Origin of the sequence: Acinetobacter calcoaceticus (genome assembly GCF_900520355.1) — a bacterium.
Taxonomy (GTDB): Bacteria; Pseudomonadota; Gammaproteobacteria; order Pseudomonadales; family Moraxellaceae; genus Acinetobacter; species Acinetobacter calcoaceticus_C.
In genome coordinates, this window is record NZ_LS999521.1 from 2,229,831 (window position 1) to 2,252,970 (window position 23,140).

A 23,140-nucleotide genomic window follows, 5' to 3' on the forward strand; every position below is an offset into this window, starting at 1 on the left:
AGAAATTGTCATGACTTCATATCAATCGGTTCAAACTAAACAAACATCGGCATCAAACCAAGCATACATTATTCAAAATGATGCTGAAGCTTTAGAAGTTGCAAAACAATTTGCTGAGCAATTTAAAAAAACCTCAATAGAACGGGATACAAAACGAATTTTACCGTATACCGAAATTGATGCCTTAAGCCAGTCTGGGCTCTGGGCAATTACAGTACCCAAGCAATATGGTGGTGCCGAAGTTTCAAGCCATACTGTTGCTAAGGTTATTGCTCTTTTAAGCGGTGCAGATGGTTCAATCGGACAAATTCCACAAAACCATTTCTATGCATTAGAAGTGTTACGTAACACGGGAACAGAAGCTCAAAAACAACGCTTATATGGCGAAGTGTTAAATGGTACGCGCTTTGGTAATGCTCTAGCCGAATTCAAAACAAAAACCTCTACCCATAAACAAACCAATATCCGTCCTCACGAAAATGGATATTTGATTCAGGGCGAAAAGTTTTACTGCACAGGAAGCTTATTTGCTCACCGTATTCCAACTCTAGTTTTAGACGATGCAGGCCGAGAATATCTGGCATTTGTTAAAAGTGGTTCGCAAGGGCTAAAACTTGTAGATGACTGGTCTGGTTTTGGGCAGAAAACCACAGGCAGCGGTACAGTCAAATTCGATCAGGTTTTTGTAGATGCAGATGATGTCATTCCTTTTGATACTGCATTTTTACAACCGACCTTAGTGGGTCCATTTGCCCAAATTATGCATGCGTCTATTGAGGTAGGCATTGCACGTGCAGCTTTTGAAGAAAGCTTGCAAAGAGTACATCAAGCTCGCCCGTGGATTGATTCACAAGTTGCAACGGCAAACCTAGATCCTTTAACGATTTATGAATTAGGACGCATTGCTGTAGATGTACGAGCAAGTGAAGTTTTATTAAAACAAGCTGCTCAATCAATTGATGCCGCAAAAATTGAAACTACACCTGAAAGTATTGCGAAAGCATCCATCGATGTTGCCAAAGTACGTGCTCATAGTAGCGATATCGCACTAAAAGCATCTTCAAAGCTGATTGAACTTGCTGGAAGCCGTGGTAGTCAAGCACAAGATGGTCTAGACCGTTTTTGGCGAAATGCACGCGTACATACGTTGCATGATGCTGCACGATGGAAATATTACTTTATTGGGAACTATGTCCTGAATGGTGTTCTACCACCTCGTCGGGGGACATTGTGATGACTGATTTTAAAGCTAAAGAAATTTTGCTGAATGCCTTTGATATGAACTGTGTTGGACATATCAATCATGGCTTATGGACACATCCACGTGATGAGTCACACCGTTTTAATGAACTCAGCTATTGGACTGAACAAGCCAAAACCTTAGAAAGTGGCCTGTTCGATGGTCTATTTATTGCCGATATTACCGGCGTATATGACGTCTATCAAAACGGTATTGATCTCACTTTAAAAGAGTCAATTCAACTTCCGAGCCATGACCCTTCCACACTCATTTCAGCTATGGCAACAGTCACTCAAAACTTGAGTTTTGGGGTCACTGTTAACTTAAGCTATGAGCATCCGTATCAATTTGCTCGTCGCTTTGCGAGTCTTGACCATTTAACTCAAGGTCGTATTGGCTGGAATATCGTGACAGGTTATCTAGATAGTGCAGAACGTTTGATTGGTCAAAAAGGTTTAAAAGACCACGATGCACGTTATGAACAAGCCGAAGAATTTTTAGAGCTTTGCTATAAATATTGGGAAGGTTCATGGGAAAATGACGCAGTCAAAAAAGATAAAACAAATCGTGTTTTTACAGACCCAACTAAAGTTCACACCATCCACCATCACGGAAAATATTACCAGAGTGAAGGCGTATTTCAGGTGTCGCCTTCGGTGCAACGCACCCCAACATTGTTTCAAGCGGGTGCGTCACCAAAAGGTATGCAGTTTGCGACTCGTCATGCTGAATGTGTATTTATTGGTGGTGACAAACCTGAAAAAATCCGCGAACAAGTGAAAAAGATTCGTACTCTTGCCGAACAACAAGGGCGTGCAGGTGATGACATTAAAGTCTTTGTCGGCATAACTGTTGTTGTTGCCGAAACACATGACTTAGCTGTACAGAAACTTAATGAATATCGTCAGTACGCAAGCCCTGAAGCAGGCTTAGCTCATTATGCGAGTTCAACAGGTATTGACCTAAGTAAATTTGCCGACAATGAAGCGATTCCTTACCAGAAAAGTAACAGCATTGTTTCCATTACCGAAAAATTTAAAGAACAGCAAATCACTAAAAACGACTTAAAAGCTCAACATGTTTTGGGTGGTCGTTATCCACTCATTGTCGGTAGTGGCGAAGAAGTTGCAGAATACTTAATTCATCTTTTAGATGAGACTGATATTGATGGCTTTAATTTGACGCGTACTGTTGCACCTGAGTCTCACCACGACTTTATTCGTTTAGTTATTCCTGAACTACAACAACGTGGCCGCTATAAAACTGCATATAAAACGGGTTCACTACGGAACAAAATCTTTAATCGGGGTGATCAACTGCCAAAACAACACCCTGCTCAAGCGTTCCGATGTAGTCCCTATAACAACAGCAAAAACTTAACAACAATTGAAGAAATAACTGCTTAAATTTGGAGATAGACATGGCTCAAACAGCCTCTAAAAAATGGCTAGGCATAGGCTTAGTCGTTGTAGTCCTTTTTGTTGCTTTATTCTTTTGGAATAAACACCGTCAAAGTGGCTCAAATGAACTTGTAATTGGCATTAGCCCACCATTTGCTAAAACTTTACAAGCTGCTGCCGATGAGGCAAAGCAACAGGGTTTAAATGTAAAACTGGTTGAGTTTTCTGACTGGAATACACCAAACATTACCTTAAATCATGGGGATATTGATGCGAACTTTTTCCAGCATCAACCTTTCTTAGACAATGCAATTAAAGAAACAGGCTTTAAATTAAAGGCATTTGCAGTCGGTGCAGCATCACATGTCGGACTTTATTCAAAGAAATATAAAAGCTTTGATGAATTGCCACAAAACGCACGTGTAGTCATTCCAAATGACCCAGTGAACCAAGGTCGTGCCCTACTACTCTTACAGCAAGCTAAATTAATTACGCTTAAAGATTCAAACAATCACTTATCTGCACTCAAAGATGTTGTTTCAAACCCTAAAAATTTGCAATTCGTAGAGGTTGAAGGACCACAAACTGCACGTGCAATTGATGATGCTGACTTGGCTTTTGGCTATCCACATTACTTACGTTTAGCAAAAACAGCTGACCCTGAAAGTGCACTTTTACTTGATGACAATACGAATAAACGTTATGCCATTTTGTTTGTAGTGCGTGATAACTATCAGGACAAGGGAGATAAGTTGAAGAAATTTGTTGATATTTATCAGAATTCACCAAAAGTTAAAGCCGTCTTAGATGCTGAGATTGGGCCAACACTCTGGTTCCCTGGCTGGAAGTAATAACGGAAAAATTATGGCTATTCAGTTCAAACAGCATAAGCCTTGGTTACTTGGAATTACGATTTTAATCGTGATTCTGGGTCTCGTCGGTTATCGCTATATTAAAAATAAGCAAGCTGATGATGTCTTAACAATTGGCATTAGCCCGCCTTATGCTGAGCTATTACAAAGCGTTGCCAATGAAGTAGAAAAGCAAGGTGTTCATGTCAAACTCGTTGAGTTTTCTGACTGGCGAGCACCAAATGTTGCCGTACAAAACGGCGATATTGACGCAAACTTTTTCCAGCAGAGCGTATTTTTAGGCAATGCTGTTAAAGAAACAGGTTATGACTTACATGCTTTTGCTGTCGGTACTGGAAGTCATGTGGGTTTATATTCAAAAAAATATAAATCGCTTGAAGACTTACCTGCAAAAGCACGCGTTGCTATTCCAAACGATCCAGTCAATTTAGCTCGCGCTTTAATTCTGTTGCATCGCGCCAGCTTAATTCAGCTAAAGGACAGCAACAATGAACTTTCAACGATCCAAGACATTATTGCTAATCCTAAACAGTTGAGTTTTATTGAAGTTGAAGGTCCCCAAACAGCACATGCATATAACGATGTCGATTTAATTTTCGGCTTCCCTCACTACTTAAAAATGGCAAAGGTAACCGACCCGCATAGTGCATTATTTTTAGATCCAATCGATAAAAAATATGCAATTTTGTTTGTCACCCGTCGCGATTACCAAGATAAAAACCAAAAACTTGCAACCTTTGTTAAAGCTTTCCAGAACTCAAAACAAGCACAGAATATTCTGGATAAAGACTTTGGCCAAGGTATGTGGTTTCAAGGCTGGAAATAAGGAGAATGACGATGGTGAGTTTTGGATCACAAGTTGATTTTTCTCTACCCCATATTAAAATTCGTGGTTTAAATAAGTTTTACCAATCGCAAGGTCAAAAACTGCATGCTTTAAAAGAGATTAACCTTGATGTTCCTCAAGGTAAAATCCTAGGCATTATTGGGAAAAGTGGCGCAGGAAAATCGTCTTTGCTCCGCACCTTAAATGGCTTAGAGCAAGTGAATACTGGCAGTATTCATATTCATCAACAAAACATTGCTGAATTGAGTCATGCCGAGCTCATTCAAACCCGTCAACGAATTGGAATGATTTTTCAGCATTTCAATTTGATGTCTGCAAAAACAGTTTGGGAAAATGTGGCATTGCCCTTAAAAGTTTCCAATTACAACAAAGCAGATATCGACCAACGTGTAAATGAAGTTTTGGCGTTAGTTGGACTGTCTGATAAGTCTGGCTATTATCCGTCACAACTTTCTGGTGGGCAAAAGCAACGTGTTGGTATTGCACGTGCACTGGTTCACCACCCTGAAATTTTACTGTGTGATGAAGCCACCTCAGCACTTGACCCAGAAAGTACCGCCACTATTTTGGCTTTACTTAAAAAGATTAATCAGGAATTGGGCTTAACGATTGTACTAATTACTCATGAAATGCAGGTCATTCGAGAAATTTGTGATCAAGTCGTGGTCATTGATCAAGGGGAAATTGTTGAGGCTGGACAGGTTTGGTCCGTGTTTTCACGACCAGAGCAACCCATTACTCAAGAGCTACTTAATCTTGAACAAATCACGCTACCTTTTAAAATCAGTCCTCTACCCGATGAAAATTCAACCCATATTATTGTAAAACTTAAATATGAGGCTGAAGCACATCAAGTTCCAGATATTCAAGAATTACTTTCTAGATTTAAGGCACCCGTCAATTTATATCAAAGTCAGGTCGACACGATTCAAGGCCATATTATTGGCTCACTTTTAGTCGGTATCCCTAACGTGGAAATTGATATTTCATCTATACAACAAGATGCATTAACAGCAATTGCACAATTTGAGGTACTTGGCTATGCCCGACCAGCTCATTGATCTATTAATTACTGGAACTGTAGATACCTTACTAATGGTGGGTGCATCTGCTCTGATTGCATTTTTAATTGGCTTACCTATTGCTGTTGTTTTAGTGAGTACTTCTGAGCATGGCATTCACCCATCACAAAAGATTAATCAGGCATTGGGTTGGGTCATCAACATTACCCGCTCTGTACCTTTTCTTATTTTAATGGTGGCCCTTATTCCATTGACTCGCTGGATTGTGGGTACCAGTTATGGCGTTTGGGCAGCCGTTGTTCCACTGACGATTGCGGCAATTCCCTTCTTTGCCCGTATTGCAGAAGTCAGCTTACGTGAGGTCGATCAAGGCTTAATTGAAGCGGCACAAGCAATGGGGTGTAACCGCAAACAAATTATTTGGCATGTGCTCTTACCAGAAGCTCTACCAGGTATTGTGGCAGGCTTTACTGTGACTATTGTGACCATGATTAACTCCTCTGCCATTGCTGGTGCTATTGGTGCTGGTGGCTTAGGAGATATAGCTTATCGTTATGGCTATCAACGTTTTGATATGCAAATTATGTTAGCAGTGATTTTTGTACTAATTGTTTTGGTGATGTTAATACAAGCGACAGGCGATGCATTAGCTCAGCAACTTGATAAACGTAAAGTTTAAACTCAACAGAACCCTGCTCTAGCCATGACTTTGTCATGGCTTTCATGTAAAATCAGCGACAATTTTTAATTTACACATTTGTGAGTGGCTTTCATGGGTTTTAATTGCGGTATTGTTGGTCTGCCAAACGTAGGTAAATCTACCCTTTTCAATGCATTAACGAAAGCAGCAATTGCAGCGGAAAACTTCCCTTTCTGTACCATTGAACCGAACACAGGTATTGTTCCTGTACCAGATCCACGTCTAGACAAACTTGCTGCGATTGTTAAACCGCAACGTATTTTGCCAACTACAATGGAATTTGTAGATATTGCAGGTCTTGTTGCTGGTGCATCAAAAGGTGAAGGCTTGGGTAACCAATTCCTTGCTAACATCCGTGAAACTGATGCAATTGCTCATGTTGTACGTTGTTTCGAAGATGAGAATGTTATCCACGTAAATGGCAAAATTGATCCGTTAGATGACATCGCAACCATCAATACTGAACTTGCACTTGCAGACCTTGAAACTGTTGCTAAAGCAATTTTACGTTTAACTAAAGTCGCTAAAGGCGGTGACAAAGAAGCTGTTGCAACTAAAGCAGTTTTAGAAAAAATCCAACCATTACTAGACGAAGGTAAACCAGCTCGTGCGGCTGATTTGTCTGATGACGAACGTAAATTAGTTCGTGGTTTTGGTTTAATGACTTTAAAACCAACAATGTATATTGCAAACGTTGCTGAAGACGGTTTTGAAAATAATCCGCATTTAGATGCAGTAAAAAAACTTGCTGCTGAAGAAAATGCAATTGTTGTTCCTCTTTGCAACCAGATCGAAGCAGAAATTTCATTATTAGAAGATGAAGACCGTGCTGAGTTCCTTGAAGCAATGGGCATGGAAGAACCTGGTTTAAATGTGGTTATCCGTGCAGGTTATGCGCTTTTAGGTTTACAGACTTATTTCACTGCTGGTGTACAAGAAGTACGTGCATGGACTGTAAAAGTTGGTGCAACCGCTCCTCAAGCAGCTGGTGTGATTCATACTGACTTCGAAAAAGGCTTTATCCGTGCTGAAGTTGTTGCATATGATGACTTTGTACAATTCAACGGTGAAAATGGCGCTAAAGAAGCTGGTAAATGGCGTTTAGAAGGTAAAACTTACATCGTTCAAGATGGCGATGTAATGCACTTCCGTTTTAACGTTTAAGTTAAAGCTTAAAAAAAAGCCCCATAATATTGGGGCTTTTTTTATATCTATAAGGAATGATTCAATCCATCATCTCTCGTTTACTACGTGCTTCTTTCAAAATTCGCTCATGCAATGGCTTTCTAAAACCCAGCATAAATATAAATTCTGCCAACACAAATAACGGCCCTATCGCAAGTCCAATTACATCATCCACAAAAGCTGGTTTTTTCTTTTCGAAATAATGTCCAACAAACTGAAAGACCCACCCTACCACAAAGAAACCAACGCTTGCTGCTAACCATTCTCCCCAAGATAATTGGGCAATCTGGCTCGCCAGTGGATACACAGCGGCTAAAAGAACCAGCATAAGCAAACCAAATATTTTATCTAAAATAAAATAATAAATTGAACTCGCTGCAATCAACACAATAGCTAAAGTCATTTTAAAACTACCAATATCGATTCCTGCTCTTGCTGTTAAACATAAAATTGAAAACACGATGAGTGGAATACCAATAAAATGCGTCAAAATATTTTTATGATTTAAATGATAAGCCGCATATTTGCTAAGCTGTTGCTCCAGATTCGACATGAGTTATTCCCTATTCATCAACATATAGTCATACTGTACAAATAAGGAAAACTTAAAGTTGTCAGCTATTTGACAAAGTAATGATTTTTTTCATGGATGGCCGAATATTGGACCTTATTTATATTAATCGATTGAAAGAAAACACATGGTTCAGTGCCCTTCCAGAAGCATTCCAAAACTTTATTCTAGAGCATGGCAAGCAAATAATCTTTGAAAAAAACAGCTATGTTTTTCGTGCCCAAGATGTGTTCGATGGCATTTATACTGTACTCGAAGGCTCAATCAGTTTAGGTTATGTCGATGTAAATGGGAATGAAGCACTCGCTGCAATTGCAGAACCTATTATGTGGTTTGGTGAAATATCCCTCATTGACCATGAACCGCGCTCACACGATGCAATTGCTTTGAAAAAAAGTACGGTTCTGCATATTCCTGCGAAGCCCTTAAATGAGCTACTCAAAGAAAATCCTTATTACTGGTACTATTTTGCGCGTTTAACCAGCCAAAAACTTAGATACGTTTTTTTAGAACAGATTGCTATCCAAACACGCAGTATTTCTCAAAGACTTGCTCAGCGTCTTCTATTTATTTTAGAGGGTTATGGCAATCATATTCTCATTCAAGATCATCATATTCATATTTCTCAAGAACAATTGGCAAATATGCTGACCACATCTAGACAGACAATCAATCATGAACTGAGCCTGCTTGAAAAACAAAAAATCATCAAAATTGCTTTTAGAAAAATTGAGATTTTAGATATTGAGCAATTGAAAGTAATTGCTCAAGCCCATGCGTAATTTTTGTAAAGGCGACTATATAACAAAAACTTAAAACTAAATTAAAAAAATAGATAACACTGCAAAACAACACATTGTTCAAACTCTATTTCACAAAATAAATGTTTTAAAGCAGATATTTTCATCTTACACTCAAGCTGAGCAATAATACTCAACAAGGCACTGATTAACATGAAAAAATTATCAAAAATTCTTACAGCCGGCGTATTGGCTATGTTAAGTGTTTCGGCATTTGCATGTCCAAAAGGAACTCAATTACAAGGTGGTACAGGACCAAATCATAAAGGCGGAAAATGTGTGGCTGCACACGGCAAAGCAACTGCTAAAAAAGAAGTAGTAAAAGCAAAACAAGATGTTAAAAAAGATATGACTGAACAAAAGCATGAAGCCATGACGAAATCTATGCATGCTCAGCATGATGCAAATCAAATGAAACATGACGCGATGAAACCAGCAACAAAACCTTAATTAACATTCACTCATTATCATTTAAAAGTAAAAAAGCGAGATTGATCATCTCGCTTTTTATATTTACAAGTTTTTATTTTGGAGAGGTATTGCCAAGATTAGGGTTATCAATTGCATCCTTACACTGGGCTTTATCACGCTCATAATCAGCTTGCTTCTGAGCAACTGAATTATTATTTTCTAATGTTTCACGCGCCCATACATCTAAACTGGTTAATGCTTTACGGCAAAGCGCATATTTCCCTTCCGTAACCGAGTCAGTCATTTTCACATTAATACGCCAGTCCGTACTTAATTGACGTAGAGGTTTACGAACGTTGTCATTAATTTGACTGAGCTGCTTTTCATAAACCAAATGCTCAACCGTATTAATTAGCGTCCATGCTTTTTGAGCATAAACAGTTGCATCATTAGTTAGTTTCGGTGCTGGCTTAATTTCTACTTTTTTTTCTGCATCTTGATGACCATTGTCACAGCCCTGCAATGTAAAAATACCTGCACTCAACATGGCGATATAAACTAAACGAATCTTAGCGTTGAACATAGCAAACTGCCGATTAAACATTTCGGCACTATGCTATTAAATTCGGCTACAATACTCAATCTTTCAAGTATTTTTATCATTTGGTTTATTGCCAAGGTGTATCGTGTCCAAACAACAATTGATGGCTGATCAAACGGCAACTTTTTGGCAAGGCGCTAAAGATAGTCAAGCTATCGTACTTACCTATTTGCCCGTTTCTTTTGCCTTCGGTGTTTCTGCATCTCAGTTTGGTTTTACACCATGGGAAGCTTTTTTCCTATCTTGTTCAATGTATGCCGGAGCCAGCCAGTTCTTGGTTGTAGCCCTTTTAGCCAGCGGTTCATCGATTTGGTTAACTGCATTAACAGTCATTGCACTTGATATTCGTCATGTGCTTTATGGGCCAGCGCTATATAACCTTATTCCGAACAAATTAAATCTTAAAAAAACGGCGGTTTGGGCTTGGGGCTTAACCGATGAAGTTTTTGCGAGTGGGATGATCCAACTTTCGCAACGTCGTCAACAATGGTCCGAGTCTTGGATGTTAGGTCTAAGCCTATTTAGCTGGATAGCTTGGGCAAGCGGCTCTTTACTAGGCGGATTATTTGCAGATCAGGTCACTCATCTGCCAAAATTTTTACAAGCAGCATTAGACTTCTTACTTCCAGCTTTATTTTTGAGTTTTTTATTAGCTGCGTTTGAACGCAAACATAGCCTTGTAGTCGCTGTATCTTTAGTCGTTTCAGCTTTAGCCTGCTATTGGATTAACTTATCTGCGGCTATTTTTATTGGTATTCTTTCAGGCATTTTAGCAGGCTTGTTTAAACATTATGTATTAAGACAGCAAGAAGAGGTCGAAGTTTAAAATGAACTTAGAGATTATTCTGGTAGGTATAATTGTCGGTATTGCTAATTTCACCTCACGTTTTGGACCATTCTTTGTTATACAAAAGCTACAAGGTACACAGCAAAGACGCGGTTCAGTCTGGTTAAAAATTGCTTTGGGTTGTATTGGTATATCTGCAATTAGCGCCATGCTTGTGGTAGCAACACTTCCACCGCTGCTTGAAAATCCAGATAAAAGTTTAGCAATGCTTATCGGCTTTTTGGTTTTAGCAGGTCTTTATTTTAAATTTAAAAAAATTGTTCCCGCAACATTAACCGCCGCAATTGTGTATGGCCTGATCTATACTTACTTACCTTTATAAATAGATAAACCTGTCTTCCTTATATAAAATAACTCACAGCCAGAGGGGTTGAGACTTCTGGTGTAAAAACTAATTTTTGAATTGATTAAAAAGATAACTTCATCTACTTAATAGAGATAAAAATGTCACAAGTTAAAATTTACGCAAATGAACGAACCATTATGCAGTATCGAGAACTACTTTCTCATGCTATTCATCAAGCCCTCATTGAAGAGTTGAAATATCCGGTTGAGAAAAGATTTCAGCGTTTTATCAGTCTTAAACCTGGAAATTTCATCTATCCTTCTGATCGTAGCCAACACTACATTATTCTTGAACTTTCAATGTTTGCGGGACGTAGCCCAGCTACTAAGAAACAACTCATTCAAACTTTATTTCGCAATATTGAAGAACAATGCAAAATAGCGCCTCAAGATATTGAAATTACGATTTTTGAAACCCCTAAAGAGAATTGGGGTATACGCGGTAAAAATGCAGATGAACTACTTTTAAACTATCAGGTTAATATCTAAAAAGTACATTTTTAATTGTCCGACAAAATTACTTTTTTTATGCATGATAAGGCTTAACTCCACCATAAGTTCTGCTATGCTTAAAAAAATAATTTTGTCAGGATGATTCGCATGAGCGTGACACTCGGTACCCCACTTCAATCTTCTGCATTCAAAGTTTTATTGTTAGGTTCAGGAGAGCTTGGCAAAGAAGTTGTAATTTCCTTACAACGCCTTGGTGTAGAAGTACATGCAGCCGACCGTTATGATCATGCGCCAGCCATGCAAGTTGCACATTTTTCTTATGTGTTAAATATGGCTGATCCTATTCAATTAAAACAGCTCATCGAAAAAATTAAACCGAATTTAATTGTTCCCGAAATCGAAGCCATCGCTACAGAAGTTCTCATTGAAATTGAAGCGAGCCAAACTGCAACGGTTATTCCTTCTGCTAAAGCGGTAAACCTGACAATGAATCGTGAAGGTATTCGTCGTCTTGCTGCTGAAGAGCTTGGTTTACCTACCTCTGCTTACCGATTTGCCGACTCACTAGAAAGCTTCCGTGCTGCTTCTGATGATATTGGTTATCCAAACTTTGTAAAACCAGTAATGTCATCGTCAGGTAAAGGCCAATCTCGTGTAAAAAGCTTCGATGAAGTCGATGCTGCTTGGGAATATGCGATGCAAGGTGGCCGTGTTAACCAAGGTACGGTCATCATTGAATCTCAAATTGATTTTGATTTTGAAATTACATTACTTACCGTTCGCGCTAAAAATCCTGAAACTGGTGAAATCGAAACTCACTACTGCGACCCAATTGGTCACCGTCAAGATGCAGGTGATTATGTAGAAAGCTGGCAGCCTCAACCTATGACAGCTGCTGCACTTGAAGAAGCAAAACGTATTGCGAATAAAGTTACAACAGCACTAGGTGGCTGTGGTATTTTTGGTGTAGAGCTGTTTATTAAAGGCGACAAAGTCTGGTTCAGTGAAGTATCACCTCGCCCACATGATACAGGTCTAGTGACTCTAGCATCGCAATTTCAAAGCGAATTTGAACTGCATGCTCGTGCAATTTTAGGATTACCAGTGAGCACAGCTCGCCATAGTGTTGCTGCTAGCGCAGTTATTTATGCTGGTGTAGATGCCAACAACTTAAGCTATAGCGGCTTAAATACGGCATTAACTAATCCAAATACCGACCTACGCCTGTTTGGCAAACCAGAAGGTTTCAAACGACGTCGTATGGGTGTGGCGACTGCTCGTGCAGAAAATACTGATCTTGCCCGCACTTTAGCGAAAGAAACCGCTGATCAAGTAAGCGTAAAAACCAACTCTTAATATTTACTTATTGGTAGACCCATTTTCATGATCAATACATCGCCATTGCTGAACTACGTTACAAGCCATCATGATATTAAAGCCATTAATCAATGGCGAACAGATGTAGAAAAGCAATTGCAGGATTCATATGAAAATGGGCAATCTATTCGGGAAGTCATTAAAGCACGCTCAGATTTAGTTGACGAAGCACTGATCTTTTTATGGAGACATGCTGAACTCGACCAGACTGATCTAGGTCTTTTTGCTGTAGGTGGTTATGGGCGCCGTGAAATGCTGCCCTATTCCGATGTTGATATCATGATTTTGTCAGAACATGAAATTAACGAAGAAAATGAAAAGCGTATTTCTACATTTATTTCCTCTTTATGGGATGTTGGCAATTTCAAACCCGGAATTAGCGTTCGTACTATTCAAAGCTGTGTTGAACAGGCAGCGACAGATCTAACCGTCGCAACTACACTCATTGAAGCGCGTCTAATTACAGGTAATAGTCAACTTGCAAAATGGCCGCGTCGTATTGTTTCGCAAACGTGGACAGACAAAACCTTTTATGATGCAAAAATGGCTGAACAAGCTAAGCGTTACCACCAACACAACAATACTGAAAGCAATTTAGAACCCGATATTAAAAATGCACCGGGTGGCATTCGTGATATTAACCAGATTGGCTGGATTGCCAAGCGTCATTTCCGCGTAAACCGTATTTATGACTTAGTGCATTTAGGTTTTATTTCAGAGTTTGAATTAACAGTTTTAGAAGAAGCTGAAAGTTTTCTTTGGGAAATTCGTCACCATTTACATCGCTTAGCGAAACGTGATGAAAACCGTCTTCTGTTCGATCATCAAAGAGAAATCGCGGCTCAATTTGGCTATGTCCGTCAAGAAGGTCAACCTGTAAATTACGGTGTCGAGCAGTTCATGAAACGCTACTACCGTACTGCTCAGCAGGTTTCAACACTCAATGAAATGTTGTTGGCGTATTTTAGCGAATCGGTCATTACTCCGCGCTTACCCAATTACGAACGTAAAATTGAAGAAGTTAATAATCATTTTAAAATCGTTGATAACAAGCTTGCCGTACAGCACCACAAAATATTTGCAGAGCATCCAAGTGCCATTTTAGAATTATTCTATATTTTGGCTAATCGACCAGATATTGAAGGGATCCGCGCTCGTACTTTACGCTTACTTATTCTTGCTGCAAAACGTATTAATCAAAATTATCGAGATAACCCCGATCATCAAGCGCTGTTTATGTCGATTATTCGCTCACCCTATCGTCTATACGATACTTTGGTGGCGATGAAGCGCTATGGTGTTTTAGGAAACTATATTCCGGCATTTGGTCAAATTATGGGCCTTATGCAATATGACCTATTCCACATCTATACAGTCGATGCACACACATTATTATTGCTGCGCAACTTAAACCGTTTTAAAGAACCTGAGTTTGCGAAAGAGTTCCCAGTTGTAAGCTCTGTTTTCCAACGTCTTGCACGTCAAGATATCGTATTTATCGCTGCATTATTTCATGACATTGCTAAAGGCCGCGGTGGAGACCATAGTGAACTCGGTGCAGAAGATGCAATCGAATTTGGACGTGCGCACGGCTTTACAGAGCGTGAATGCAAATTAATTGCATGGCTCATCCACAACCATTTACTCATGTCACTGACTGCTCAGAAAAAGGATATTTCAGATCCGGATGTTGTTAAAGATTTTGCCGAAAAACTTGGCGATATGGAACATCTCGATTATCTATATACCTTAACGGTTGCAGATATTAATGCGACAAATCCAAAACTATGGAACACATGGCGTGCCTCACTTATGCGTCAACTTTATACGCATGCCCGTGATGTCATTCGTACAGGTTTAAGTCGTCCTGTTGACTATCAAATGCTGATTGAAGACACCAAATTTGCAGCAAGTGAATTACTGGTGAATAACTTCTCATTAGCAGACGTCGAAAAAGTATGGCAAGAACTTGGTGATGAATACTTCATTAAAGAATCAGCAGATGAAATTGCATGGCACACTCAAGCAATTTTGAAACACGGTGATAATCCAGAGCCATTAGTACTGTTGCGTGCTCACCGTAAAGCTGCCCAAGATGCAGTACAAATCTTTATATATACACGTGACCAACCCAACCTTTTTGCCACCACCGTTGCAGTTTTGGACAAAATGAATTTAGATGTTCAGGATGCAAAAATTATCACGGCAAGTACAGCATTTAGCTTAGACACCTATGTTGTACTTGATCGTTTCGGGACATTACTGACCGACCCTGAACGCGAAGAAACCGTTAAAACTGCATTAGTGAAAGCGCTTAGTCAGCCAGATCAATACCCAGGACTTATGCAACGCCGAATTCCACGTCAACTACGTCACTTTGATATTGAAAATACAGTCGATGTTACATTGAATGAAGCCTTACAGCAAAACATGGTCGAAATTTCAACACTTGATCACCCTGGCCTACTTGCACGTGTGGGTGGTTTATTTATGATGCAAGGTTTAGACATCCATTCAGCTAGAATTGCAACTTTAGGTGAACGTGCAGAAGATATTTTCTTTGTCACGAAAAAAGATGGAAAGCCGTTAAATAACGAAGAGGTCAAACTCTTCTCGGAAAAGCTTAAAGCTGCATTAGATGAAGCATCTAATCAAATTTGTCAGCACTGAAACTCAACTAATTGGTAACTGTTTAATGAACTCTAGCTTGTCGTTATTGCACCCGTATCCATTTGAAAAGTTAAACCAGCTTTTTAAGGATATCACTCCTGCTCATCTTCCATTGATTCCACTATCAATTGGTGAACCTAAGCATCCAGCACCAGAGTTTGTTAAACAGGCAATTATTGATAACTTTAACCATCTATCAACTTATCCAAATAGTAAGGGTTTACCAGAGCTTCGCCAAAGTATTGCAGAGTGGTTAACTCAACGCTTCAAACTGAATAGCATTAGCGCAGAAAACCATATTTTGCCAGTGTCTGGTACTCGTGAAGGAATTTTCTCATTTGTTCAGGCGCTCATTAACCGTGAAGACGCACCGTATGTGGTCATGCCGAATCCGTTTTATCAAATTTATGAAGGTGCAGCTCTACTGGCTGGTGCAAAACCCTATTTCATAAATTGCACAGAAGAAAATGGCTATTTAGGTGATTTTGATGCTGTGCCCGCAGAAGTATGGGAAAAAACAGCCCTTCTTTTTGTATGTACACCGGGCAACCCAACAGGTACTGTGCTTTCTAAAGAGCAATTCAAAAAGTTAATTGCCTTATCTGATCAATATAATTTTGTTATTGCTTCTGACGAATGCTATTCAGAGCTTTGGTTCGATCAAGCACCTACAGGCTTATTAGAAGTTTGTGCAGAACTTGGTCGTGATGACTATAAAAACTGTGTCGTATTCCATTCACTTTCTAAACGCTCAAACTTACCGGGTTTACGCTCAGGTTTTGTAGCGGGTGATGCAGAATTATTAAAACCATATTTGCAGTACCGTACTTATCATGGTGCAGCAATGCCTGTTCAACATCAGCTTGCATCAATTGCAGCATGGAATGACGAAAGCCATGTTGAAGAAAATCGTAAGCAATATCGTGCAAAATTTGATTTATTCCAAACCGAACTCGGTCACTTATTACCTCTGCAAAAACCAGATGCTGGTTTTTATTATTGGTTAAAAGTTGATAACGACGAAACTTTTGCCAAGATGTTAATGGAAAAAGCACATATTAAAGTTTTACCGGGACGTTACCTATCTCGTGATACCGAACAAGGTAACCCTGGGGAAAATCATGTACGTATGGCTTTAGTCGCCGATTTAGCACAATGCGAAGAAGTGGTTAAGCGTTTAAAAGCAATTCTCTAAGCATAAGTAAATTGTACAGCCTTTAATATTGCTAAAGGCTGTAACACTACATTAACTATAAACAACCAGTAGTACTGCGAAAAATATAAAAGCCAAACTAGAACAATAATATAGGCCCTTAGCAGAACGCTTAATCTGTTCTAGAACCCGATTTTGAAGCAATAAGCGAACCAACAGTAAGTTCCAAACAAGTACCACCGCAGTCATCCACGTGCTGATTAGCAATTTTTGAACCAGACTAAATTGATACTGAATAAGCAACATCAAGCTACTATAAAACATAATATTTTTGGGATTAAGAAGACTAGATTGTATTCCTAACATTAAACTTTTAATTTTAATCTGGTGTTGTGGTTCTTGATCTATTAAACCATTTTCTTCAACCGCAAAATTTAAGGTGCCAGACCGAGCCGCACTAAAACAAAGGTAACTCAAATAAACCAAATACCCAGCCCCAAACCATTTAAGTACTAAAAGGATGTTCGTACTCAAATTTCCAAGTAACATAAATCCAAACATACAGGCCATCAAAATCAAGGCATTACCCAAAGTAATTCCTACAATGACGCCATACGTATAACGCGAACCTTTTTGCAAAAGACTGGTGAGAATCAGAAAGAAGTCTGGTCCGGGAGATAACAAAGCTAAAAAGTGAGTAAAGGCAATAACTAAAAAAACTTCCATAAGGGTTTCATCTGTAAAACAATATGGAATAGCTTAAAAATAGAGAAAAATAATTTCTTGTAAATTATTGCGCGGCAGCAAGTTGGAACTGTCGAGGAGTGATTCCTGTATGGGCTTTGAAAGCTTTATGAAAATGGCTCTGATCACTAAAGCCTAAATTTACAGCCAGCTCTGCGAGTGGAATGCCTTGCTTTAATTGTGCTCTGGCCTGATTAATCTTTAAATTAATTTGAAATGCATGCGGTGTTAAACCAACATTGGCTTTAAACAGACGAATGATTGCATATCGACTAAGGCCCACCTGTTGGGCAAGCTCTTCTAAAGAAATAAATCGTTCGGATGATTTAATAATATGAATTAAGTCCAAAAAGCTTTCATACAAATATTGAGTTTTCTGTATTTCTTCTAAAATAAAATTGGGTAATAACAGCTGTGTAAGGCAATAGATAAGCGACTGTTCTTTTTCAAAAATCAACTTTTTTGAATCAAATAAAGTCTCATTCATATCAGAAAAAGTCTGATATAAATTTTCATCTTTAATAATGAGAGGTCTATGCTGGGGCAAATTTAAATCAAAGCCCTCTTTTTGAAATTCGGCGTACCATTGATTAAGCCAAGATATATCCAGATGCAGCATCTGGTAACTCCAAGCTTGATCAGGCAGCGGGTTACAAGAATGTTCAATGTGAGCTGGCACAATGACTAACGTACCAGCAGAAATCTTTTGTGCTGTACCAAATGAGCTTTGGAAAACGCTATTCCCTTCATCTATAGCTCCAATTGAAAATGTTGGATGACTATGAGATTTATAACATGTTCTGCTAAAACAAGTTCTTCTGGTTTCAACATAAGGCATTCGCTCATCTTGCCAAAACTCAAAATCTTGGGGAATAGCGTTCATTGAATTTATTAACTTGCTAATGCTTTTTCAATATCAGCTTCTAAAGCTTCTGGTTTAGTCGTAGGTGCATAGCGGTTTAGCACAGCGCCATCTCTTCCCACCAAAAATTTGGTAAAGTTCCATTTAATCGTGCTACTGCCTAAAATACCTTTAGCTTCACGTGTTAAATATCTAAAAATCACGTGGGCTTCCGGTCCTTTTACATCCACTTTTGCAAACATCGGGAATTTCACCCCATAGTTGCGCTGACAAAAAGTACCGATTTCTTTATTGTTGCCTGGATCTTGCCCCCCAAACTGGTTGCAGGGAAAACCTAAAACTTCCAATCCTTGATCTTTATATTTCTCATAAAGTTTTTCAAGGCCCGCAAATTGTGGTGTAAAGCCACATTTACTTGCGGTATTTACAATTAGTAAAACTTTACCTTTGTAATCAGCTAATTGCTTAACTTCGCCCTCTAACAGTTCAGCTTCAAACTGATAAATATTACTCATGGATAGGTTTCCTCATCATTTTTTTCTTGTGATTTCAGTTGTAATGATGCCGAGTTTACACAATAGCGCAAACCAGTCGGCTGTGGTCCATCTTCAAAAACATGCCCTAAATGGGCTTCGCAATCATGACAAACAATTTCTGTTCTGACCATACCATGCGATAAATCGTCATGTTCTTCAATTGCAGTTGCCTCAATCGGTTTAAAGAAGCTAGGCCAACCACAACCACTGTCATATTTAGTATCTGATGAGAACAATTCTGCGCCGCAGCAACGGCAGACATAGGTACCATGTTGCTTAGTATTCCAGTATTGCCCCGTAAATGCAGGTTCAGTGCCCTTTTGTCGTGTGATCCGATACTCTTCTGGTGATAACTCTCTTTGCCATTCCCGGTCTGTTTTATTGACTTTTCCCATGACATGCACCTTTTATTCTGATGTAAACATTTCTGATGATTGAGTTTTATATTTACGCCATTCATCACAAAAACACTAGTCTCTGAACGTAAAATTTGTTGGAATTTAAACATATAAAGAACAAAAAGCAAAAAGTAAGCAAACTATAAAATAAAAAGCAAGCAAATTTATTACTATTCTTCTTTAAAGCAAGCAAACATAGTGCTATTCTTATTGCGCACAGTTGTATAGGACAAAACATGTCTCAGAAAAAAAGTGTGGTTTTCCAACAATTACTACCAATTATCAAACAATATCAACAATCGGGTTACACCCATGAAAAAATTGTTGAATTGCTAAAAGATCAACACGATCTAAATTTGGTAACAGTTAAAACATTTAAAAGTTATTTATACCGATATGCAAAAGTGAATCCAGTTATGTCTAAAAATACTGCTACCCTCCATTCCATGCCCTCCACTCGAGAAATTAAAAAATCATCAAAACTTGAGCATGTTTGTTATGACATTCGTGGGCCTGTATTGCGAGCCGCCAATGAAATGGAAGAGCAAGGACATAAAATTATCAAATTAAATATTGGCAACCCTGCTCCATTTGGTTTTGAAGCACCACAAGAAATTATTAATGACGTTGCTTTAAACCTGCCAAATGCAATTGGTTATGTTGATTCAAAAGGTATCTTCCCTGCTCGTAAAGCAATTTGTCAGTATTACCAGCAGAAAGGGATTCTAAATATGCATGTCAATGACGTGTATGTTGGTAACGGCGTATCCGAACTGATTGTCATGGCTATGCAAGGTTTGTTAGATGATGGTGACGAAATGCTGATTCCAATGCCAGATTATCCACTTTGGACAGCAGCCGTTAATCTTTCAGGTGGTACAGCAATCCACTATAAATGTGATGAAGAAAATAGCTGGTATCCAGATATTGCTGATATTGAAAGTAAAATTACGCCGAACACACGTGGCATTGTCATTATTAACCCGAACAACCCGACTGGTTCAGTATATCCACGTCATGTGCTTGAACAAATTGTCGCAGTTGCAAAGAAACATGACTTAATTTTATTTGCTGACGAAATTTACGACAAAATTATTTATGACGGCATTGAACATGTTTCAGTGGCTTCATTAGCGGGTGACCAGCTTTGTGTATCTTTTAATGGCTTGTCAAAAGCTTATCGTATTGCAGGTTTCCGTTCAGGCTGGATGGCAATTACTGGGGATAAAAGCCGTGCTGCTGACTATATCGAAGGTTTAGATATGTTGGCATCTATGCGCCTATGTGCAAACGTTCAAGCTCAATATGCGATTCAAACTGCTCTCGGAGGATATCAATCAATTAATGACTTGATTCGTCCGGGTGGCCGTTTATACGAACAGCGTAATATTGCTTGGGAAATGCTAAATGAGATTCCTGGGGTAAGCTGCGTGAAACCAGATGGAGCAATGTACTGTTTCCCTCGCCTAGATCCGAACATCTATCCAATTGAAGATGACGAAAAGTTAATGCTTGATTTGTTACGTGCAGAAAAAGTGTTATTGGTGCAAGGTACAGGCTTTAATTGGCCAACTCCAGATCATTTCCGCGTGGTTTTCTTACCTGCTGAAAATGAATTACGAGAAGCAATTACTCGCTTAGGTCGTTTCTTAGCCAACCGTCGTTAAAAAAAATGCATATCGAAAAAGGCATCTTAAATTGGATGCCTTTTTTGATAATTCTATTTTATTATTTAAAAAAATAATTATCCCAAACGCTACTACCTTCCTATCTATTCAAAAATAACACTTTGAATTTAAATGTTTTTTATTGTAAATTTATTTCTTTTAATCTTTAAATTCACCTTAATAATTCATTTATATATTTTTTACCATTCGTTTAAATTTGTGTTTAATTTCGCATTTTCACCCATCTTCATTATGCAAAAAATGCATGGATCAATATTTTTTTGCATTTCACACTGCATCAAAATCGAGCAACAATCCCCTTCCATAACAACATCACCATATTCGATTCGGTTTAAACAGATACAGATCTAGGAAGATAAAATCGTTAAAACGACCGGACTGAACTAACAAGGAAAGCTTTCAATCATTCAAATCCCATCAAAGGATGATTGAATCAAATGGATAGAGGTTCATATGAAGCAAAAGAAATTGCTCAAGTATATTGTTATTGCTATTTTACTCGGCGTACTGACAGGTTGGATTTGTCACCACTTTTTCAATGAAGGTGAACAACTCAAACAGATCGCTTCTTATTTCAGCATTATTTCAGACATCTTTTTACGCTTAATCAAAATGATTATTGCGCCATTGGTATTTGCCACAATTGTTGCAGGCATTGTATCAATGGGGAAATCAACATCAATTGGAAGTATTACACTTAAGTCAATGACTTGGTTTATTACTGCTTCGTTTGTATCGCTTGCAATCGGTATGGGATTAGCTAACTTCTTCCAACCTGGTGCAGCTTTAGATTTAGCATTACCAACAGCACAGCAAATTAGTAGCTCTTCTCTCCCAACTACTACTGGTTTCACCCTACAATCATTCTTAAGCCATGTTTTCCCACGCAGCATTGCAGAAGCAATGGCCAACAATGACATCCTACAAGTACTCGTTTTTTCAATTTTCTTTGGTTCAGCTCTTGCTTTTGTTAATCAAGGCAACGAAAAAGACTCAGTTATTGTTCGTTTGACTGAAGAACTCAGTAAAATCATGTTCCGCATTACCGATTACGTCATGATGTTCGCCCCTTTTGCAGTATTTGCAGCAATGGCTTCTGCAATTACCGTACAAGGTTTAGGCTTAATCGTTGACTACGGTATTTTAATCGCAGAGTTCTATTTCGGTCTTCTATTACTTTGGATCATTTTATTCTCTGTCGGTGCGATAGTACTGAAAAAAGATATTTTCCGCTTAGGAAAATTAATTCGTGAACCTGTAACGCTTGCTTTTGCTACAGCTTCAAGTGAATCTGCGTACCCAAAAGTAATGGATGCATTAAATAAATTTGGTGTACCTAAAAAAGTGACTAGCTTCGTACTACCTTTAGGTTATTCATTTAACTTAGATGGTTCAATGATGTACACCACTTTTGCAGTACTGTTTATTGCTCAAGCTTACAACATCGATCTGAGCTTCACTCAACAAATCTTAATTCTGTTAACTCTTATGGTGACAAGTAAAGGTATTGCGGGTGTATCACGAGCTTCTATCGTCGTTATTTCAGCAACACTCACCATGTTCAATTTACCTGAAGCAGGTATTCTCTTATTGCTTGGTATCGATCAGTTCCTTGACATGGGTCGTACTGCAACAAACGTAGTAGGTAATAGTATTGCTACAGCAGTTGTTGCCAAGCTTGAAGGTGAGAAAGTAGCTGATACTGAAGAACTACCAGAGCCTGTATTAATTAAATCAACTCAAGAACAAACGACCGCTTAAGTTTCTCTTCTCTCCCACTCTCCCAACTTAAGAGCAATTTTATATGACCTTATAAAATTGCTCTTCTTTTTATTCTAAAATTAAACAATAAAAATTTATCTATATTTTTATATTAAATAATGAGATTTAACTCCTATTAAATTTTCTCAAAACAAACCTTAAAAAGAGAACAAAAACCACCCAAACAGAATTTATATTCTCAAAAATAAACATCAACTGATTAAATTTTAATTCATTTATTAAAACTTAATTATATTAAGCTATTTAAATTATTATTTAGTTTCTCCATCTAAAAATTCATACAATTCCATTTTTTAAAAAATACATCTTATAATCAATATATTATAAATACCAAATAGTAAATAAAGCCCTCATTACACCTATTATTTTTTGATTTTATAATGATAAAAAAATCATTTGTTTTCTTTATATAAAAAAGTAAAAAAATCGAGATAAATTAGAAAAACTTAATAGATTTTTTTATTTATTCATGATATTTATTAACGCTGAATAAAAGCAATGACTAAGTAATTGTTGGTAAAACAAAATGCTATTCAAGGAAGCTTCTTATTCAGCAAGTTACGAATATGTTTTACATGGTCTGTATTTTGCTTAGGAAAAGCAGACATATTCGACAAACTTTTTTTACTTTCGTCA

23 protein-coding genes are annotated in these 23,140 nt (G+C 38.2%); 17 read left to right on the forward strand and 6 right to left on the reverse strand.

All coding sequences use genetic code 11. The features are described from left to right. Positions 1 to 10 precede the first annotated feature (10 nt). The 7 genes from AC2117_RS10680 (at position 11) to ychF (ending at position 7,245) form a co-directional block, all read left to right on the forward strand. Positions 11 to 1,234, forward strand: coding sequence for an SfnB family sulfur acquisition oxidoreductase (locus AC2117_RS10680; RefSeq protein ID WP_133973958.1), 1,224 nt, complete (start codon positions 11 to 13; stop codon positions 1,232 to 1,234). Continuing rightward, positions 1,234 to 2,646 carry an LLM class flavin-dependent oxidoreductase gene (locus tag AC2117_RS10685; RefSeq protein ID WP_133973960.1) on the forward strand — a complete coding sequence of 471 codons (1,413 nt, stop codon included), beginning with the start codon at positions 1,234 to 1,236 and terminating at the stop codon, positions 2,644 to 2,646. The genes AC2117_RS10680 and AC2117_RS10685 overlap by 1 nt, the downstream gene beginning before the upstream one ends. A 14-nt stretch (positions 2,647 to 2,660) precedes the next feature. Then, positions 2,661 to 3,491, forward strand: a complete 831-nt coding sequence (locus AC2117_RS10690; protein ID WP_133973962.1) for a MetQ/NlpA family ABC transporter substrate-binding protein — start codon at positions 2,661 to 2,663, stop codon at positions 3,489 to 3,491. 13 nt (positions 3,492 to 3,504) lie between these two features. Beyond that, positions 3,505 to 4,338: a MetQ/NlpA family ABC transporter substrate-binding protein gene (locus tag AC2117_RS10695; RefSeq protein WP_133973964.1), complete on the forward strand. Its 834-nt coding sequence runs from the start codon at positions 3,505 to 3,507 to the stop codon at positions 4,336 to 4,338. 5 nt (positions 4,339 to 4,343) lie between these two features. After that, positions 4,344 to 5,420 (forward strand): methionine ABC transporter ATP-binding protein, encoded by a 1,077-nt coding sequence (locus AC2117_RS10700; RefSeq protein WP_133973966.1) that lies wholly within the window; start codon positions 4,344 to 4,346, stop codon positions 5,418 to 5,420. Then, a complete protein-coding gene (locus tag AC2117_RS10705) occupies positions 5,401 to 6,060 on the forward strand; it encodes a methionine ABC transporter permease (protein WP_133973968.1) in 660 nt (219 codons plus the stop codon). The genes AC2117_RS10700 and AC2117_RS10705 overlap by 20 nt, the downstream gene beginning before the upstream one ends. Positions 6,061 to 6,153: 93 nt before the next feature. Further along, on the forward strand, positions 6,154 to 7,245 hold the full coding sequence (gene ychF / locus AC2117_RS10710) for a redox-regulated ATPase YchF (protein WP_005047532.1): 1,092 nt from the start codon (positions 6,154 to 6,156) through the stop codon (positions 7,243 to 7,245). Between the two features lie 61 nt (positions 7,246 to 7,306). On the opposite strand, the gene AC2117_RS10715 is transcribed toward ychF, so the two are convergent. Next, a complete protein-coding gene (locus AC2117_RS10715) occupies positions 7,307 to 7,819 on the reverse strand; it encodes a DUF962 domain-containing protein (protein ID WP_133973970.1) in 513 nt (170 codons plus the stop codon). A 92-nt stretch (positions 7,820 to 7,911) separates the two neighbouring features. Here AC2117_RS10715 and AC2117_RS10720 point away from each other — a divergent pair, with 92 nt between their 5' ends. Further along, a complete protein-coding gene (locus tag AC2117_RS10720; protein ID WP_133973972.1) occupies positions 7,912 to 8,619 on the forward strand; it encodes a Crp/Fnr family transcriptional regulator in 708 nt (235 codons plus the stop codon). A 171-nt stretch (positions 8,620 to 8,790) separates the two neighbouring features. After that, the gene (locus AC2117_RS10725) at positions 8,791 to 9,087 is read left to right on the forward strand and encodes a hypothetical protein (RefSeq protein WP_133973974.1); all 297 of its coding nucleotides are present in this window, start codon (positions 8,791 to 8,793) and stop codon (positions 9,085 to 9,087) included. 73 nt (positions 9,088 to 9,160) lie between these two features. On the opposite strand, the gene AC2117_RS10730 is transcribed toward AC2117_RS10725, so the two are convergent. Continuing rightward, entirely contained in the window at positions 9,161 to 9,631 is a 471-nt protein-coding gene (locus AC2117_RS10730; protein WP_197730905.1) for a hypothetical protein, read from the reverse strand. A 121-nt stretch (positions 9,632 to 9,752) separates the two neighbouring features. On the opposite strand from AC2117_RS10730, the gene AC2117_RS10735 reads away from it, so the two are divergent. The 6 genes from AC2117_RS10735 (at position 9,753) to dapC (ending at position 16,536) form a co-directional block, all read left to right on the forward strand. Continuing rightward, a complete protein-coding gene (locus AC2117_RS10735; RefSeq protein WP_133976322.1) occupies positions 9,753 to 10,475 on the forward strand; it encodes an AzlC family ABC transporter permease in 723 nt (240 codons plus the stop codon). Between the two features lies 1 nt (position 10,476). Then, positions 10,477 to 10,818 carry an L-valine transporter subunit YgaH gene (gene ygaH, locus AC2117_RS10740; protein WP_133973976.1) on the forward strand — a complete coding sequence of 114 codons (342 nt, stop codon included), beginning with the start codon at positions 10,477 to 10,479 and terminating at the stop codon, positions 10,816 to 10,818. A 122-nt stretch (positions 10,819 to 10,940) separates the two neighbouring features. Next, positions 10,941 to 11,330 (forward strand): tautomerase family protein, encoded by a 390-nt coding sequence (locus AC2117_RS10745; protein WP_133973978.1) that lies wholly within the window; start codon positions 10,941 to 10,943, stop codon positions 11,328 to 11,330. Between the two features lie 102 nt (positions 11,331 to 11,432). Next, positions 11,433 to 12,650, forward strand: coding sequence for a formate-dependent phosphoribosylglycinamide formyltransferase (gene purT / locus AC2117_RS10750; RefSeq protein ID WP_133973980.1), 1,218 nt, complete (start codon positions 11,433 to 11,435; stop codon positions 12,648 to 12,650). 27 nt (positions 12,651 to 12,677) lie between these two features. Continuing rightward, positions 12,678 to 15,341 carry a [protein-PII] uridylyltransferase gene (glnD, locus tag AC2117_RS10755; RefSeq protein WP_133973982.1) on the forward strand — a complete coding sequence of 888 codons (2,664 nt, stop codon included), beginning with the start codon at positions 12,678 to 12,680 and terminating at the stop codon, positions 15,339 to 15,341. 25 nt (positions 15,342 to 15,366) lie between these two features. Then, positions 15,367 to 16,536 carry a succinyldiaminopimelate transaminase gene (dapC, locus tag AC2117_RS10760; protein WP_133976324.1) on the forward strand — a complete coding sequence of 390 codons (1,170 nt, stop codon included), beginning with the start codon at positions 15,367 to 15,369 and terminating at the stop codon, positions 16,534 to 16,536. A gap of 51 nt (positions 16,537 to 16,587) precedes the next feature. Here dapC and AC2117_RS10765 read toward each other — a convergent pair whose 3' ends face one another. The 4 genes from AC2117_RS10765 to msrB all read right to left on the reverse strand — a co-directional run bounded on the left by AC2117_RS10765 (position 16,588) and on the right by msrB (position 19,031). After that, positions 16,588 to 17,220, reverse strand: coding sequence for a LysE family translocator (locus tag AC2117_RS10765; protein WP_133973984.1), 633 nt, complete (start codon positions 17,218 to 17,220; stop codon positions 16,588 to 16,590). Positions 17,221 to 17,284: 64 nt separating this feature from the next. After that, positions 17,285 to 18,130 carry a helix-turn-helix domain-containing protein gene (locus AC2117_RS10770; protein ID WP_133973986.1) on the reverse strand — a complete coding sequence of 282 codons (846 nt, stop codon included), beginning with the start codon at positions 18,128 to 18,130 and terminating at the stop codon, positions 17,285 to 17,287. Beyond that, positions 18,130 to 18,615 carry a glutathione peroxidase gene (locus AC2117_RS10775; protein ID WP_003651303.1) on the reverse strand — a complete coding sequence of 162 codons (486 nt, stop codon included), beginning with the start codon at positions 18,613 to 18,615 and terminating at the stop codon, positions 18,130 to 18,132. The genes AC2117_RS10770 and AC2117_RS10775 overlap by 1 nt, the downstream gene beginning before the upstream one ends. After that, on the reverse strand, positions 18,612 to 19,031 hold the full coding sequence (gene msrB / locus AC2117_RS10780) for a peptide-methionine (R)-S-oxide reductase MsrB (RefSeq protein ID WP_005041267.1): 420 nt from the start codon (positions 19,029 to 19,031) through the stop codon (positions 18,612 to 18,614). Before msrB ends, AC2117_RS10775 begins: the two co-directional genes overlap by 4 nt. A gap of 239 nt (positions 19,032 to 19,270) precedes the next feature. Here msrB and AC2117_RS10785 point away from each other — a divergent pair, with 239 nt between their 5' ends. Further along, complete coding sequence (locus tag AC2117_RS10785) at positions 19,271 to 20,701, forward strand: pyridoxal phosphate-dependent aminotransferase (protein ID WP_133973988.1); 1,431 nt, start codon at positions 19,271 to 19,273, stop codon at positions 20,699 to 20,701. Positions 20,702 to 21,175: 474 nt separating this feature from the next. Then, positions 21,176 to 22,483, forward strand: coding sequence for a dicarboxylate/amino acid:cation symporter (locus AC2117_RS10790; protein ID WP_133973990.1), 1,308 nt, complete (start codon positions 21,176 to 21,178; stop codon positions 22,481 to 22,483). The last annotated feature ends 657 nt before the right edge of the window (positions 22,484 to 23,140 follow it).

Bases quoted from the DNA above. Each gene is read 5' to 3' on its own strand.
- AC2117_RS10680 (WP_133973958.1), top strand. From the start codon at position 11: ATGACTTCATATCAATCGGTTCAAACTAAACAAACATCGGCATCAAAC.
- AC2117_RS10685 (WP_133973960.1), top strand. From the start codon at position 1,234: ATGACTGATTTTAAAGCTAAAGAAATTTTGCTGAATGCCTTTGATATG.
- AC2117_RS10690 (WP_133973962.1), top strand. From the start codon at position 2,661: ATGGCTCAAACAGCCTCTAAAAAATGGCTAGGCATAGGCTTAGTCGTT.
- AC2117_RS10695 (WP_133973964.1), top strand. From the start codon at position 3,505: ATGGCTATTCAGTTCAAACAGCATAAGCCTTGGTTACTTGGAATTACG.
- AC2117_RS10700 (WP_133973966.1), top strand. From the start codon at position 4,344: ATGACGATGGTGAGTTTTGGATCACAAGTTGATTTTTCTCTACCCCAT.
- AC2117_RS10705 (WP_133973968.1), top strand. From the start codon at position 5,401: ATGCCCGACCAGCTCATTGATCTATTAATTACTGGAACTGTAGATACC.
- ychF (WP_005047532.1), top strand. From the start codon at position 6,154: ATGGGTTTTAATTGCGGTATTGTTGGTCTGCCAAACGTAGGTAAATCT.
- AC2117_RS10715 (WP_133973970.1), bottom strand. From the start codon at position 7,819: ATGTCGAATCTGGAGCAACAGCTTAGCAAATATGCGGCTTATCATTTA.
- AC2117_RS10720 (WP_133973972.1), top strand. From the start codon at position 7,912: ATGGATGGCCGAATATTGGACCTTATTTATATTAATCGATTGAAAGAA.
- AC2117_RS10725 (WP_133973974.1), top strand. From the start codon at position 8,791: ATGAAAAAATTATCAAAAATTCTTACAGCCGGCGTATTGGCTATGTTA.
- AC2117_RS10730 (WP_197730905.1), bottom strand. From the start codon at position 9,631: ATGTTCAACGCTAAGATTCGTTTAGTTTATATCGCCATGTTGAGTGCA.
- AC2117_RS10735 (WP_133976322.1), top strand. From the start codon at position 9,753: ATGGCTGATCAAACGGCAACTTTTTGGCAAGGCGCTAAAGATAGTCAA.
- ygaH (WP_133973976.1), top strand. From the start codon at position 10,477: ATGAACTTAGAGATTATTCTGGTAGGTATAATTGTCGGTATTGCTAAT.
- AC2117_RS10745 (WP_133973978.1), top strand. From the start codon at position 10,941: ATGTCACAAGTTAAAATTTACGCAAATGAACGAACCATTATGCAGTAT.
- purT (WP_133973980.1), top strand. From the start codon at position 11,433: ATGATTCGCATGAGCGTGACACTCGGTACCCCACTTCAATCTTCTGCA.
- glnD (WP_133973982.1), top strand. From the start codon at position 12,678: ATGATCAATACATCGCCATTGCTGAACTACGTTACAAGCCATCATGAT.
- dapC (WP_133976324.1), top strand. From the start codon at position 15,367: ATGAACTCTAGCTTGTCGTTATTGCACCCGTATCCATTTGAAAAGTTA.
- AC2117_RS10765 (WP_133973984.1), bottom strand. From the start codon at position 17,220: ATGGAAGTTTTTTTAGTTATTGCCTTTACTCACTTTTTAGCTTTGTTA.
- AC2117_RS10775 (WP_003651303.1), bottom strand. From the start codon at position 18,615: ATGAGTAATATTTATCAGTTTGAAGCTGAACTGTTAGAGGGCGAAGTT.
- msrB (WP_005041267.1), bottom strand. From the start codon at position 19,031: ATGGGAAAAGTCAATAAAACAGACCGGGAATGGCAAAGAGAGTTATCA.
- AC2117_RS10785 (WP_133973988.1), top strand. From the start codon at position 19,271: ATGTCTCAGAAAAAAAGTGTGGTTTTCCAACAATTACTACCAATTATC.
- AC2117_RS10790 (WP_133973990.1), top strand. From the start codon at position 21,176: ATGAAGCAAAAGAAATTGCTCAAGTATATTGTTATTGCTATTTTACTC.